Origin of the sequence: Deinococcus rubellus (assembly GCF_025244745.1) — a bacterium.
Taxonomy (GTDB): Bacteria; Deinococcota; Deinococci; order Deinococcales; family Deinococcaceae; genus Deinococcus; species Deinococcus rubellus.
The window spans coordinates 905,949-920,384 of sequence record NZ_CP104213.1; the positions used below are offsets into that span (position 1 = coordinate 905,949).

11 protein-coding genes are annotated in these 14,436 nt (G+C 64.7%); 6 read left to right on the forward strand and 5 right to left on the reverse strand.

Annotation, left to right across the window (positions count from 1 at the left end; genetic code table 11):
- Nucleotides 1–43: 43 nt before the first annotated feature.
- Complete coding sequence (gene fdhF / locus N0D28_RS04820; protein ID WP_260561242.1) at nt 44–3,229, reverse strand: formate dehydrogenase subunit alpha; 3,186 nt, start codon at nt 3,227–3,229, stop codon at nt 44–46.
- A 198-nt stretch (nt 3,230–3,427) separates the two neighbouring features.
- Here fdhF and N0D28_RS04825 point away from each other — a divergent pair, with 198 nt between their 5' ends.
- Entirely contained in the window at nt 3,428–4,324 is an 897-nt protein-coding gene (locus tag N0D28_RS04825; protein ID WP_260561243.1) for a 2-deoxy-5-keto-D-gluconate 6-phosphate aldolase domain-containing protein, read from the forward strand.
- A 105-nt stretch (nt 4,325–4,429) separates the two neighbouring features.
- Here the strand turns inward: N0D28_RS04825 and N0D28_RS04830 are convergent, their stop codons facing one another.
- Together N0D28_RS04830 and trpS are read right to left on the reverse strand one after the other, a co-directional pair.
- Nucleotides 4,430–5,170 carry a segregation/condensation protein A gene (locus tag N0D28_RS04830; protein ID WP_260561244.1) on the reverse strand — a complete coding sequence of 247 codons (741 nt, stop codon included), beginning with the start codon at nt 5,168–5,170 and terminating at the stop codon, nt 4,430–4,432.
- Between the two features lie 6 nt (nt 5,171–5,176).
- Complete coding sequence (gene trpS, locus N0D28_RS04835; RefSeq protein ID WP_260561245.1) at nt 5,177–6,175, reverse strand: tryptophan--tRNA ligase; 999 nt, start codon at nt 6,173–6,175, stop codon at nt 5,177–5,179.
- A gap of 77 nt (nt 6,176–6,252) precedes the next feature.
- Between trpS and nspC the strand changes: the two genes are divergently transcribed.
- The 3 genes from nspC to N0D28_RS04850 all read left to right on the forward strand — a co-directional run bounded on the left by nspC (nt 6,253) and on the right by N0D28_RS04850 (nt 9,181).
- The gene (nspC, locus tag N0D28_RS04840) at nt 6,253–7,455 is read left to right on the forward strand and encodes a carboxynorspermidine decarboxylase (RefSeq protein ID WP_260561246.1); all 1,203 of its coding nucleotides are present in this window, start codon (nt 6,253–6,255) and stop codon (nt 7,453–7,455) included.
- Between the two features lie 159 nt (nt 7,456–7,614).
- A complete protein-coding gene (locus N0D28_RS04845) occupies nt 7,615–7,938 on the forward strand; it encodes a hypothetical protein (RefSeq protein WP_260561247.1) in 324 nt (107 codons plus the stop codon).
- 136 nt (nt 7,939–8,074) lie between these two features.
- Entirely contained in the window at nt 8,075–9,181 is a 1,107-nt protein-coding gene (locus N0D28_RS04850; protein ID WP_260561248.1) for an Ig-like domain-containing protein, read from the forward strand.
- A 63-nt stretch (nt 9,182–9,244) separates the two neighbouring features.
- On the opposite strand, the gene N0D28_RS04855 is transcribed toward N0D28_RS04850, so the two are convergent.
- A complete protein-coding gene (locus tag N0D28_RS04855; RefSeq protein WP_260561249.1) occupies nt 9,245–10,237 on the reverse strand; it encodes an asparaginase in 993 nt (330 codons plus the stop codon).
- Nucleotides 10,238–10,437: 200 nt separating this feature from the next.
- Between N0D28_RS04855 and N0D28_RS04860 the strand changes: the two genes are divergently transcribed.
- Together N0D28_RS04860 and N0D28_RS04865 are read left to right on the forward strand one after the other, a co-directional pair.
- Nucleotides 10,438–12,336: a glycoside hydrolase family 2 protein gene (locus N0D28_RS04860; RefSeq protein WP_260561250.1), complete on the forward strand. Its 1,899-nt coding sequence runs from the start codon at nt 10,438–10,440 to the stop codon at nt 12,334–12,336.
- Between the two features lie 83 nt (nt 12,337–12,419).
- Nucleotides 12,420–13,544 carry a glycoside hydrolase family 43 protein gene (locus N0D28_RS04865; RefSeq protein WP_260561251.1) on the forward strand — a complete coding sequence of 375 codons (1,125 nt, stop codon included), beginning with the start codon at nt 12,420–12,422 and terminating at the stop codon, nt 13,542–13,544.
- Nucleotides 13,545–13,629: 85 nt separating this feature from the next.
- On the opposite strand, the gene N0D28_RS04870 is transcribed toward N0D28_RS04865, so the two are convergent.
- A complete protein-coding gene (locus N0D28_RS04870) occupies nt 13,630–14,415 on the reverse strand; it encodes a hypothetical protein (protein WP_260561252.1) in 786 nt (261 codons plus the stop codon).
- Between the last annotated feature and the right edge of the window lie 21 nt (nt 14,416–14,436).

The following is a 14,436-nucleotide window of genomic DNA, read 5'->3' on the forward strand; positions in this document are numbered from 1 at the left end:
TGGGCGGCTGACGGCGCTCACCCGTTTCTTCTGCTCAGTCGTCTCAGTCGTCTCCGCCGATGGCGTCGGCCCGGGCGTTCAGGCTGTCACCGGAAAGCGGCAGACTGCTGCCGGGAAAGGTGTAATCGGGCCGCGCCCACTTGCGCTGCACTTCCACGCCCTTTTGCGGGGTGGCTTTGTGGTAGCGGTGGTTGCTGCGCGGCAGCGGCGCGGCGCAGTCTTCGCCCAGCACTTCAAGCCGCACGGCGGTGTCCTTGTAGGCCGGGGTGTTGGTGTTGGTGTCTTTGTTGGACCCGGTGAGGCGGTTGACGGCGTCCACGGCGTTGCGGATGTTCAGCGGCACGTACAGTTCCTTGCCCTGCACCCGCTCGGTGATCAGTGCCCTCAAGCGAACTGCGCCCACGCTCGACACCAATCTCACTGCGCTGCCGTCCTGAATGCCGCGCTCGGCGGCCAGTTCGGGGCTGACCTCTACGAAGCTGTCCGGCACCTGCGCGGCGATGCCCGGCACGTGAAAGGTCATGTTGCCCTCGTGGAAATGCTCCAGCATCCGGCCCGTGTTGAGGTGCAAATCGTACTCAGCTGTCGGCGCGTGGGCGCGCGGCTGGTACACCGCCGGGTAGAGCAGGGCCTTGCCGTCGGCAGTGTGAAATTTCTCGGTGTAGAGCAGCGGGGTGTCGCTGCCGTCGGCCTGAACCGGCCAGCACAGGGTCTTGTAGCCTTCCAGCCGCTCGTAGGTCACGCCGGCAAACAGTTCGGTCAGCGAGGCGGCCTCCAGCATGATCTCCGAGGGGTGCGCGTAAGACCAGTTCGCGCCGAGGCGGTTGGCGACCAGCTGCAAGATTTCCCAGTCGGGTTTGCTGTCCTCGTAGGGCGACATCGCCTGATACAGCCGCTGAATCCGGCGCTCGGTGTTGGTAAAGGTGCCGTCTTTTTCCAGCGCGGGCGAGGCGGGCAGCACCACGTCGGCAAACTTGGCGGTGTCGGACATGGTGATGTCCTGCACCACCATGAAGCTGAGCTGCCCGAAGGCTTCCTGGGCGTGGTTGCTGTTGGCGTCGGTCAGGCCCATGTCTTCGCCGTTGAGGTACAGGAAGTGCAGCCGGCCGTCGAGCATGGCGTCGATCATCTGGGTGTTGTCCAGGCCCTTTTCGCGGCTGAGTTTCACGCCCCAGCCGGCTTCCCACTTGGCCATGGTGTCGGCGCTGCTGATCTTCTCGTAGCCGGGCAGCATGTTGGGCATCGCGCCGAAGTCGGACGCGCCCTGCACGTTGTTGTGGCCGCGCAGCGGGTAAGCGCCGGTGCCGGGGCGCATGTAGTTGCCGGTGACCAGCAGCAGGTTCGAGATGGCGGTGCTGGTTTCCGAGCCGCCCATCTGCTGGGTGACGCCCATGGCCCAGCAGATGCACACGCCGCCGTCCTGCGTCTGATCGGAGGCGGCCACCAGCATGTTGGCCACCTGCCGCAGCGTGTCCTGGCTCAGCCCGGTTTCAGCCTCGGCAAATTCGAGCGTGAAGTCCTGGAGGCTGGCCCGGTAGTCTCCCAGCCCGTTGACGTGCTCATCCAGAAAGCTCTGGGCGGCGCGGCCGGTGTCGAGAATGTGCTTACTCAGCGCCGAGAGCCACACGAAATCGGTGCCGGGGTTGGGGTGCAGGAACACGTCAGCGCGCTCGGCCAGTTCGTGCTTGCGGATGTCGGCCACGATGAGTTGCTGGCCGTGCAGTTTGTGGGCGCGCTTGATGCGGGTCGCCAGCACCGGGTGCGACTCGGTGGTGTTGGTGCCCACCGTCAGGATTAGCCGGGCCACTTCCAGGTCCTTGATGGTGCCGGAGTCGCCGCCGTAGCCCACCGTGCGCCACAGGCCCTGGGTGGCGGGCGACTGGCAGTAGCGCGAGCAGTTGTCGACGTTGTTGGTGCCGACCACCGCGCGGGCGAGCTTTTGCACCAGGTAGGCTTCCTCGTTGGTGGCCTTGCTCGACGCCACGAAGGCCAGGGCGTCGGGGCCGTGCTGCGCTTTGATCTCGTTCATGCGCCAGGCGATCAGGTCGAGCGCCTCGTCCCAGCTGGCCTCGCGGAAATAAGGCTGGTTGCCGTCGTGCTCGCGGATTAAGGGGGCCTTGAGGCGTTCGGGGCTGTTGGTGTAGTCCCAGCCGAACTTGCCCTTCACGCAGGTGCTGACGCCGTTGGCCGCGCCGTTGAGCGGCTCCACCTTGAGAATCTGGCGGTCCTTGGTCCACACGTCAAACGAGCAGCCCACCCCGCAGTAGGTACACACCGTCTTGGTGCGCTCGACGTAGCCCTCACGAATGGCCGACTCGATTTCCGAAATCTTGAAGATGGGGCCGTACCCGCTGCTGGCCTCGGTGCCCTTGACCACGCCCACCGCCGCGTCGAACACGGTCAGCGGAATGCCAGTGAACACGCCCGCTTCATGCACCATCGAGGTTTCCATCAGGGCGTTGCAGGGGCAAACCGAGACGCAGTGGCCGCAGCTCACGCAGCTGCTGTCGCCAATCGGCTGCCCGCCGTCCCACAGCACACGGGGGTTGGTGTCTTCCCAGTTGATGCTCAGCGTTTCGTTGACCTGCAAGTTCTGGCAAGCCTCCACGCAGCGGCCACACAAAATGCACTGGTCGGGGTCGTAGCGGTAAAAGGGATTGGAGTTGTCGATCTCGTAGGGCTTGGGCTGGTAGGGCCGCGCCTGATGCTCGATGCCGAGCAGCTCGACGGTGTTGTGAACGGTGCAGTTGCCGTTGTTGTTGTCGCAGATGGTGCAGTAGAGGTCGTGGTTGGCCAGGATGCGGTCCATGCCCTCGCGCTGGGCGGCTCTGGCGGCGTTGGTCTGGGTGCGGACGACCAGGCCCTCACGCACCGGGGTGGCGCAGGCGCGCACGAGCTGACCGCCGACCTCCACGATGCAGGTGTCGCAGGTCTGGATGCTGCCGAGTTGCGGGTGGTAACACACCTGCGCCACGTCGATCTGGGCGCGGTTGATGGCGTCGATGAGCAGTTCGCCTGCCTGAGCGCCGAAGGTTCCGCCGTCGATCTGGAGACTGACCGCTTCACCGCCCCGCAGCGGCCCCGCGTCGGGCTGCCCGGCAGTGCCGGTCACGCCAGCATAAAAGTGCGGCAGTGGCGTTTGCCCGCTGTGCTTTTCGTTGCTGTTTTGCAAGCTTGCGTCGTCTACTGCGCCCTGGATCACGTCGTCTCTGCGCACTTTCTCGGTCATGTGTTTCTCCTCTGCGTGCCTGCTTGTCACTGTGCCGCTGAGCATAAGCGCGCGAGATCAAGCCCGGCTAGAGCCCAGCCCGCTTTGTGTGAGGCGTCCAAAGGCAAGATTGGGATGCGGGAGTTTGCAGCCTGGCCGCTCAGCCGACTTGGGCAGAAATTCATCCGGACGCCGCCAGTTGGGGTGTACGGTAGCCGCATGACGCCTGACCCGATGAACACTCCCGCTGCGCTGTACATCCTGCCGTTTGACCACCGCGATTCGTTTGAGCATGGGCTGTTCGGCTTCTCGCCGCCGCTGAGCGCCGAGCAGACCAAGCAGGTCAAGGCGGCCAAGCAGGTGGTGTATCAGGGCTTTGTGCAGGCGGGCGTGTCGCTCGATTCGGGCGGCATTCTGGTTGATGAGCAGTTCGGGTCCGAGATTTTGCAGGACGCCCATGCACGCGGCGTCCTGACTGCCTGCCCCGCCGAGAAGAGCGGCCAGGACGAGTTCGACTTCGAGTACGGCAGTGAGTATCAGGCGCACATCGAGGCCATGAATCCCACCTGGGTCAAGGTACTGGTGCGCTACAACCCGGCGGGTGATGCGGCGCTGAATGCCCGGCAAGCCTCCACACTGGCCGGACTCTCGAAGTATTTGCAACAGACCCAGCGACCGCTGATGTTCGAGCTGTTGGTCCCGGACGTTGCCGATCAGCCGCAAGCGGACTACGACGCGCAGACCCGCCCCGGCCTGATGGTGCAGGCCATTCACGAGCTTCAGGACGCAGGTGTGGAGGCCCAGCTCTGGAAGGTGGAGGGCGTCGGGCGGCGCGAGGACGCTGAGGCGCTGGTGCAGGCGGCGCGGCGCGGTAGGCGTGACGATGCGGCCCTGATTTTGCTGGGACGCGGCGCGGACGACGCCCAGGTGAAGCGGTGGCTGGAAGTGGCCGCTGGAGTGCCGGGATTCATCGGCTTCGCGGTGGGCCGCACGACCTTCTGGGACGCCCTCAAGCGCTGGCGGGCAGGCGAGATCAGTGCCGAGCAGGCCAGCGCCGAGATCGCCCGCAATTATTCCGGCTGGATTGAGGTATTTGAGGGTGGGCGGGGCGTCTAGCAGCCAGGTCTGAGAGGGTCAGGCGTCCTGGGGAGGTCTGGGATATTCGCTGCACTCCCCCCTTTTCCTTAATAGGAATGGGCTGAGGTGGCGGAGAGTACCAAGTCAAACCTCCTCGCCCAACTGACGCACCTCGATATCCCCGAACACCTCGGCCTGCTCGGCGCTGAAGCTGCCCTCCTTGACGCCTTCGAGCAGCGCCGAGAAATAGGTGGCCCGCTCGCCCCAGTCGGCCACCGGCACGCTCAGAAAGGTGAAGGTGCGCAGCCGGGCACCAAAGGCCCGCAGCGCCCGCAGAGCGCCCGCCAGGGTGAGGCGCTCGCGCGACAGCAGCGGCACCTGCACCTCGCGCACCGTGCTCTGGGCGGCTTTGACCAGCTTTTCGAGTCCGCTGCGGCCCACCGCTGGCCTGACCCGGCGCGGCCACTCAATTTCGAGGGGCCGCGCCGCGATCAGGCCAGCCCGCTCCAAGCGCCGCTGCGCCAGAAACGACACCAGTTCACCGAGCTCGGCCAGCGCTTCCACGCTCTCCAGCACCCCGTCTAGCCCGCTGTCGTCGTCAAAGTCTGTAGTGGGGGCTGTGTCGGGCTGGGGCAGCAGCAGCCGCACCTTGAGGGCGATGACGCTTGCCAGCACCGGCAGCGCTTCGGCATGCTCGTCAGGCGAGAGCCGCTGCGCCGTGATTCTGCCGAGCAGCTCGCGGGTGAGGCGCAGCAGCGGCACCTCGCCCGGCAAGAGCCGCCCAGCGCGCAGTGTGGCGGCCAGTTCGAGCAGCGTGCCGGAAAAGCCGGGAAAAGTGAAGAGGGAAAAATGGGCTGCTGGTGGGGGATCAAGTGTGAGGGTCACAAACCATCACAGCTTGATGAACCCCATCTTCTCCCGCACCTCTCCCATCACCGGCGCGGCGATGGCGCGGGCCTGTTCGGCTCCGTGCGCCAGCGCGGCATACACCCGTTCCGGCTGCTGGTTCAGCTCGGCGGCGCGTTCCTGAATGGGCATCAGGGTGCGCTCGATGCCGCTCAGCAGCGCCTTCTTGCAGTCGATGCAGCCGATTCCGGCGCGGCGGCACTCCACGTCTACCATCTCGATGGTCGGCAAATCGGAAAACAGCTTGTGGTAATCGAAAATCAGGCAGATGTCGGGATTGCCGGGATCGGTGCGGCGCACGCGGGCGGGGTCGGTGGGGGCCACCCGCAACTTCTGCCAGATGCTGCCGAAGTCTTCCAGCACGCCGATGGTGCTGGTCGGCCCTTTGCTCTTGCCCATCTTGCCGTTCCCGTCCACACCCGGCACCCGCAGGGCGTCCTGGGTCAGCACCGCGCGCGGCTCGGGAAAAGTGTCGCCGAAGGTGTGGTTGAACCGCCGGGCGATCTCGCGGGTCAGCTCGATGTGCTGGACCTGGTCCTCGCCCACCGGCACGGTGTCGGCCTTGTAGAGCAGGATGTCGGCGGCCATCAGCACCGGGTACATCAGCAGCCCTGCCGGGACGCTCTCCAGCTTGCCCGCCTTGTCCTTGTACTGGGTCATGCGCTCCAGTTCGCCCACGGGAGTCTGCACCGTGAATAGCCAGCTCAGCTCGGCGTGCTCGCGCACATGCGACTGCACGAAGAAAATGACCTGTTCGGGGTCGAGCCCCACCGCCATGTTCGCCAGCGCCATCTCGTAGGTCAGGCGGCTGAGGGTGCCTTTATCGTAGGCCAGAGGATTGGTCGGCGCGTGCAGATCGACGATGCAGTAGATGGCGTTCTTGCCGTATTGCTCGCCCAATTTGACATAGTTGAACATCGCCCCGAACAGGTTGCCGATATGCGGCTCCCCGGTGGGCTGGATTCCTGAAAAGACCCGTGACATGGGGGGAAGTGTAGCGCCAATCCGGGGCGTCGGAATCGGCACAAAGGCCCACCCGCGCATTGTGTACCCTGGGTTTTATGACTGCTGTTGCCCCTGAGTTTCCTATCACCCTGCCCGACGTGTATCCCGCCGACGCCATTCCCTGGGACACCATTCCCAGCCCCGCCTTCGTGCTGGACGAATCGCGGCTGCGGCGCAACCTGGCGCTGATCTCGCAGGTGCAATCGCTCAGCGGCGCGCAGATCATCGTGGCCTTCAAGGGATTCTCGATGTTCAGTACCTTTCCCTGGCTGCGCGAATACGGCGTCACCGGGGCCACCGCCAGCAGCCTGAACGAAGCGCTGCTCGCCAAGCAGGAAATGCGCGGCGAGGTGCACGTCTACGCACCAGCCTATAGTGACGGCGAATTTCCAGCACTGCTGGTCCTGGCCGACCATCTCACCTTCAACTCGTTCTCGCAGTGGGAGCGGTTCAGGCCCCAGGTTGTGGCCGCCCGCGCCGGGGGCAAACAGGTCAGCATCGGTATCCGCATCAACCCCGAATATGCCGAGGTCGAGACCGATCTCTACAACCCGGCGGGGCCGTTCTCACGCCTGGGCGTGACCCGTAGCAACTTCCGCTCCGACCTGTTAGAGGGCGTGGACGGCCTGCATTTCCACACCCTCTGCGAGAAGGATTCCGACACCCTGGAGCGCACCCTGGAAGTTGTGGAGCGCAATTTTGGCGAGTTTTTGCCGCAGATGCAGTGGGTCAACTTCGGCGGCGGCCACCTGATGACCCGCGAAGGCTACGACACCGACCGGCTGATCCGGCTGGTCCGTGACTTCCGCCAGAAGTGGCAGGTGGACGTGATTCTGGAACCGGGGTCGGCCTTCGGCTGGCGGACCGGCTGGCTGGTCAGCACTGTGCTGGACGTGGTGGAGAACGGCAAGCAGACCGCCCTGATGGACGTGTCGGTCAGTGCCCACATGCCCGATGTGCTGGAGATGCCCTACCGTCCGAACGTGCTGGGGGCCGGGCTGCCGGGCGAGTTGCCGCACGACTACCTGCTGGGCGGCACCACCTGTCTGGCAGGCGACGTGATCGACGAATACTCGTTCGACCACCTGCTGGAAGTCGGCGAACGGGTCATCTTCGACGACATGATTCATTACACGATGGTCAAGACCAGTTTCTTCAACGGCGTCAAGCACCCCGACATCGGCATCTGGCACGCGAGCGGCGAGTATCAGATCGTGCGTGAGTTCGGTTACGACCAGTTCAAGGCCAAGCTGAGCTGAAGTTGCCCAAGCTGACTCTTACCTGACCGGAGCTGACCGGGTCTGAAGATACACTTCATACTCTCTTGAGGGTCATGTGTACCGCCCTCAAGGCTGTAGTTTGCTTTTAACCACAGATCAGTTCAATCAGGATCGGCGAGGGGAGGCGGTCAGAGCAGCGTGCGACTCATTCGGCAGGCCCATGAATTTGAATACCGCGATGCGGCGGGCGTTGACCGGCTGGGTCAGGCCGACGTCTGGGAAACCGGCGGCGGCGAGCGGGCAGTGCTGGTGCTGCGTGGCCTGGACCGCTTCGGGGGCGGCGGCGACGTGATGTTGCAGGCCCAGGCGCGTCAGGCTCTGGGCTACCTGGCCCAGAGCTGGCTGCCGTTTTTGGTGCCGGACGCCCAGCTCGATGTGCTGATTTTGCACCGCGCGCCGCAACTTCATGAAGCGGCGAACAGCGATTCCCCCGTGAAGTTGCGGGCACTGCTGCTGGCGTGAGCGTCACTGCTCTGTTTCGCGGCGTGCGGTGCGCCGACTTCAAAGTTTGACGGGGATTTGACGCCCCTCCTTTTACAGTGCTCAGTATCCAGGCCGATGACACCGGAGGGCCTGGCAAGCGCGCGTCCGCAGAGACGTGACCAGAACGCTTGAGCATGGGCCGTTTCCGAAGCTGGAAGCCGTCCAGAAGGGAGGATATATGCGACGCCAGATGATGCAGACCGCCGCCGCGCTGGTATTGGTCAGCTTGAGCCTCACAGCTTGCAGCGGTTCAACGCCCGCTCCGCCCCCACCCGATCCCACCGACACCACCCCGCCAAGCATCGTTTCGGTGACGCCTGCGGGCGATGCCAGCGGAGTCGCCAAGGACACCAACATCGTCGTGACCTTTTCCGAGGCGATGAACCAGGCCAGTGCCCAGGCGGCCTTTCAGTCGGCGGACCTGGGAGCCAGCACCATTTCCTGGGACGCGGCGGGCCAGGTCATGACCGTCAATCCCAATGCGGATCTGGCATACACCAGCACTGGCAAAACCTACAGCTTCCAGATCACCGACACCGCCACCGACCTTAAAGGCAACAAGCTGAGCAACCCCAGCAGCACGGCGTTCAAGACGTTCCGGCAACTCTCGGCCACTTTGGCGCTTAAAGCCAGCACGGTGGGGGAGATCAGCAATAGCACCCAAGTTCTTTCTGGATATAGCGATATTTTCGCAGGCGATTTCGCAGATAATACCAGCAGACGGACTTTCCTCGGATTTGACCTTTCAAGTCTGCCTATGGAGCTCGATCCTAATAATATCTTGGCTGCCCGTCTTAGAGTTTACGTTAATCAGATTGTTGGGTCTCCATTTACTAAACTCTTTCCACCACAATGTAGTGTTAGTATTTGCTTGATTACCGGAAAAAGTGTTGTTCTTGAGCATATGTTCTATGGAAATACCCTAATTGCCTCAGCCTATAATGCCAATCCCTTATCAAACGATTCGCGTGGTCTAACCGATGAGAGTCCTTGTGGCGGCGTGTTGATCTGCATTTTCAAAAACACTACTCTCGGTTGGAATGCCAGCGATCTCAATTCATGGCTTAAGGATGATCTGATTAACCGTGCTACCCGCAATAACCTGCTGGAAGTGCGAGTGCGTTTTCCGATTGATACCAATGCCGATAGCAAAGACGACTTTATCAAATTTAACAATAATGATAAAAAAGCTCAATTGGTCGTCACTTACCTGATGCCCTGAACCTCCCCTCAAAAGCGCTCCGGCCCTGGACTCTGGCCGGGGCACTTGCTGGCTCTTCGTCCCTCAAAACGCTCCCCGCCCGAACACCTCGGCGATCTCGGCCCGGTTCAGGCCCAGGCCCAGCAGCACGATCAGCAGAATGCGGGCCTTGTGGGCGTTGAGGAAGCTGGCAGGAATTGCCCCGGCCCGCAGCAGTGTGGCCCCGCCGCCCGGATAGCCGTAGATCGGCAGCACCGGCCCGGCGTGGGTGCGCGTGGCGATGACGACGGGTTTTTGCGTGCGGGTGCAGGTCTGCTCGATCAGCGCCAGCAGTTCGGCGGGCAGGTTGCCGGTGCCCAGCGCGGCGATCACCAGCCCGTCGGCGCGCTCGGCGGCTTCCGTGTAGCCCTCGCCCTGCCATCCGGCGTAGGCGTAGAGTACCTCCACGCGGGCGTCCACCCGCACGGGGCGGTAAAGCGGGCGCGGTTCGGGGCGGGCGAAGTAGTGCAGCGCCGCCCCGGCTGGCCCGTGATCGATGCGCCCAATCGGGCCGGGGTAGCCCCCGAAGGCGTCCACCGCCGTGGTGTGCACCTTGGTCACGGTGCGGGCGTCGAAGATGTCGCCGCCGAACACCACCAGTGGGCCGCGCCCCCGCGTCTGGGCGCTCAGGGCCACCTGCGCCGCGTCGTAGAGATTGCCGGGGCCGTCCCAGCTCGGCTCCTCGGCGTGGCGCATGCTGCCGGTCAGGACCACCCCAGCAGGCGTGCCGAGCGTCAGGTGCAAGAAAAAGGCCGTTTCTTCCAGCGTGTCGGTGCCGTGCGTCAGCACCATGCCGCCGTAATCCGGCGCGAGATCCTCGATCAGCCCGCGCAGGCTCTCCATGTGTGCAGGCGTGATGTGCGGGCTGGGCAGATTGAACGCCTGGATGTTCTCGGCCTCCACCGTTGCGAAGCCGGGGCCGAGGTCGGGAACCGGCGGGGCCTGCTGCGGCGTCAAACCCGCGCCGCCGGGGTCGGGGCGACTGGCGATGGTGCCGCCCGTGTGAATGATGGCCAGCCGGGACGCGGGTGCGCTCATGCCGCCCAGTCTAGATCAGCTTCGCCTGCGCCCGGCAGTCGGTGCGGCCCGGCGACTCCCCCCACGCTGCAAACAGTTCGGCTAACCAAAATGGGCCACTTGCTAAACTCTGCTCAGCGCCGAATCGGCATGCTTGAGCGAAGAGAAGTCTGGCCCGTGAAGTCCCATGAAGTCCTGACACCCACACAGAAGGAGAACCGATGACCTATCCCCGCCCCCTGCTGCGGCGCGCCCACTGGAGAGCGCTCGACGGTGCCTGGCAACTGGCCTTTTCCGGCAGCCCAGACCCACAGAAGGTCAACTTCGATCAGACGGTTCAGGTGCCTTACGCGCCGGAGTCGCCCCGCAGCGGCGTTCACGACCTGGGTCTTCATCCGGTGGTGTGGTACCAGCAAACCTTCACGCTCAGCGGCGACGACCTGCCCAGCGCGGGTGAGCAACTGCTGCTGCACTTCGGGGCCGTGGACTGGGAAGCGCGGGTGTGGGCCAACGGGCACTTCCTCGGTGAGCACCGGGGAGGCTATACCCCCTTCACCTTCGACGTGACCCCAGCGCTCTCAGGCCAGGCGCTGACTGAACAGACCCTGACCATCACGGTGCGCGCCAGCGACGACCCGCACGACCTGGCGCAGCCGCGCGGCAAGCAGGACTGGCAGGCGAGCGGTCAGGGCCACGGCATCTGGTATCCGCGCACCAGCGGCATCTGGCAGACGGTCTGGCTGGAACGGGTGCCTGCCGCCCGGCTCTCGCACCTGTGCTGGACGCCGGATGTGGCCGATTTCTCGCTGCGGCTGGACGCCGAGGTGACGCCGCAGGAGACAGGTGCTCAACTCCGCGTGACCCTGCGCTGCGGCGAAGAAGTGCTGATGCGCGACACCTATGGCCTGAACGGCCCGGCGCTGAGCCGCGTCCTGCGACTGCCCGACCCCGGCATTGACGACGCCCGCGCCGTCTATCTGTGGTCGCCCGAGCATCCGCAGCTGCTTGACGCTACCCTGGAAGTGCTCAGCGCTGAGGGCGAGGTGCTCGACGAGGTGCACAGCTACACGGCGCTGCGGAGTGTGGGCAGCGCTGCCGGAAGGTTTTTGCTCAATGGCCACCCCTACCCGCTGCGGCTGGCGCTCGACCAGGGCTACTGGCTGGAGGGCGGCATGACGGCGACGGACGACGAGTACCGCGCCGACGTGGAACTCGCCAAAAAGCTGGGCTTCAATGGCGTTCGCAAGCACCAGAAGATCGAGAGTCCGCAGTGGCTGACCTGGTGTGACCGGCTGGGCCTGCTGGTCTGGGAGGAGTTGCCCAGCGTCTACGCCTACAGCCCGCACGGCATCGAGCGCTTGACCCAGACCTGGCTGGAGGTGCTGCGGCGCGACGCCTCGCACCCCTGCATCGTGGTGTGGGTGGTGTTCAACGAGTCGTGGGGCGTGCCGGACCTGCCACTGCGGGCTGAGCAGCGCGCCCTGGTCCAGAGCTTTTACTCGCTGACCCGCAGCCTCGACACCAGCCGCCTGGTGATCGGCAACGACGGTTGGGAGCATGTGGTGAGCGACCTGCTGACCATCCATGACTATACGGATGATCCCCAGAAACTGCTGGAGCGCTACGGTGATTCGCAGGCGGTGGCGCGCAGCCTGCACAGCTTCCGCTCGGCGGGCCGCGCCCTGACCCTGCCGGAATTCACCAACCTGACGGCCCCCGCCGTGCTGAGCGAGTTTGGCGGCGTCGCCTACCGCAGCGGCGGCAAGAAGCAACCAGGCTGGGGTTACAGCGAAGCGCCCAACGCCAAAGCATTTCTGACCCACTACGCCGCGCTGATGAAGGCCGTCCACGCCTGCCAGGGACTGGCGGGATTCTGCTATACCCAGCTCACCGACACCTATCAGGAAATCAACGGGCTGACCCGCATGGACCGCACCCCCAAGGCCGACCTCGCCAAGCTGGCTGCCGCCACGCTGGGCCATGCCCGCAAGCCCCACAACCCGCTCGGCTACAGCTCAAGCTGGCTGCGCCTGCACGTTGCGGACGGTGAGCTGGGTAGTGACGCGGAGGACGAGCGATTTTCCTTGGGCGAGCACCTGACAGATGAGCCAGTTCAGTAGCCAGCCCAGGAGCTGGAGTATCCTGGTCGGATCAGGTCAGCCGCCCCGCCTTCCTTCCCTGAGCGCCAGGAGGAGACCTTCCCATGCCGATGACCTTCCGCATCATGGCCCCACTCCTGAGTGTCTCGCTGCTGGCCCCACTCCTGTTTGGCCCGGCACTGGCGGGCGGTGCAGGCCCCAATGCCAGCCCGGCCCGCAGCACCACTGTGCCAGCGCCGATTCAGTCCAGCCCAGTCCAGTCCAGCCCAGTCCAGTCCGGCTCAGCTCAGTCCAGTACAGGCAGCGTCTTTACCAAGACCTTCCGCAACCCGGTGCTCGACATTAACTTCCCTGACCCCTTCATCCTGCGGGTGGGCAACACCTACCACGCCTACGCCACCAACGGCGGCGGCAGCAATGTGCAGTACGCCGAGAGCCGCGATCTGATCCACTGGACCGAGGGCAAAGACGCGCTGCCGACCCTGCCGGACTGGGCCTTGCCGGGCCTGACCTGGGCACCCGAAGTCGCTCACCTGGGCGGCCAGTATCTGCTCTACTACACGACCCACGACATCGCCAGTGACCGGCAGTGCATCGGTGTGGCGGTGTCGCGCACTCCGGCTGGCCCCTTTGTGCCGGTGGGCAATGGTCCCATCGTCTGCCAGGACAAGCTGGGCGGCAGCATCGACCCCAGCCCCTTCGTGGACGGAGACGGCCGCGCTTATCTGCTGTGGAAAAACGACGGCAACTGCTGCAACCTGCCGACCCGGCTCTATATCCAGCCGCTGAGCAAGGGGGGCCTGAGTCTGACGGGGCAGTTCAGCGTTCTGATCCAGAACGACCTGCCCTGGGAGGGCCGGGTGGTGGAAGCGCCGACGCTGCACCGTCAGGGCGGCCTCTATTACCTGCTCTACTCCGGCGGGGCCTACGACAGTGACGGCTACGCGGTGGGCTACGCCACCAGCCCGCACCTCAGCGGGCCGTATCAGAAGGCTGCCGCCCCGCTGCTGGTCAGCCGGGGTGCGGTGGCGGGGCCGGGCCATCAGTCGGTGTTCGCCGACGCCGGCGGCCAGACCTGGCTGGTGTACCACGCCTGGACGGCGGGCAAGATCGGCGATCAGTCAGGCTACCGGAGCCTGCGGCTGGACAGGGTGAATTTCGCCGGGACCCTGGTCACCACGACCGGCCCGACCCTGACCCCGCAGCCTGTGCCAAACGTGGCGCGCTGATCCGGCAGGAAGGAAAACGAGGACGAAAAAAGAGGAGCCAGTCGTCCGGCTCCTCTTTCGCGGTCTTCGGTTACTGACTTGAGTTTCAGCTCTTGCGCGCCTGATCCTTGGTCTCGTCCTTGGGGTCCTGGGCCTTTTCCTTGGTCGCCTGCACCACGTTCTGGATGTTGTTGCGAATGGCCTTGCCGGTGTCTTGGGCCTCGGCCTTGGCGTCCTGCACCTTGTCCTTGGCCTCCGCACCAGCCTGCTCGACGGTGTTCTTGGTGTCCTGAGCAACGTCCTGGGCCTTGGCCTGGGTGGCCTGAGCGGCGTCCTTCACTTCGGCCTTGAAGTCCTCAGCTTTATCTCCAGCCTTGGCTTTGGCTGTGTCGGCGGCGGCGCTGGCGGCACCCTGCACCTGATCCTTGGCCTGGGCCGTTTTGTCGGCGATGGCCGCGCCCGCGTCTTTGACGGCATCCTTGACCTGCGGGGCGGTGCTCTGCACGCTGTCCTTGACCTGCGCGCCCAGGTCGCTGGCGGCCTCGCGGGTTTTGCTGGCGGCGTCCTGCACAGCTTTGGCTACGTCCTGTACAGCGTCCTTGACGGCGGCCTTACCTTCCTCGGGGCTGCGCTGGGCGGCGTCCTTGACTTCAGCGGCCTTGTCGGCGATGACGGCCCCGGCATCCTTGGCGGCGTCTTTGACCTGCTCGAAGCCCCTGGAGGTGGCGCTGGCAACGTCCTGGGCAGCGTCCTTGATGCCGAGTTCGGCCAGTTTCTGATCGAGGGCGCGGCGATTCTGCTCACGGCTGAGGTAGTACGCGCCTGCGCCGATCAGCACGCCCAGCAGGACAAAGCGTTTCACGGGAAAGCGGCGTTCATTGCGTTCAAACATACGGCCACACTACCCCTGCCC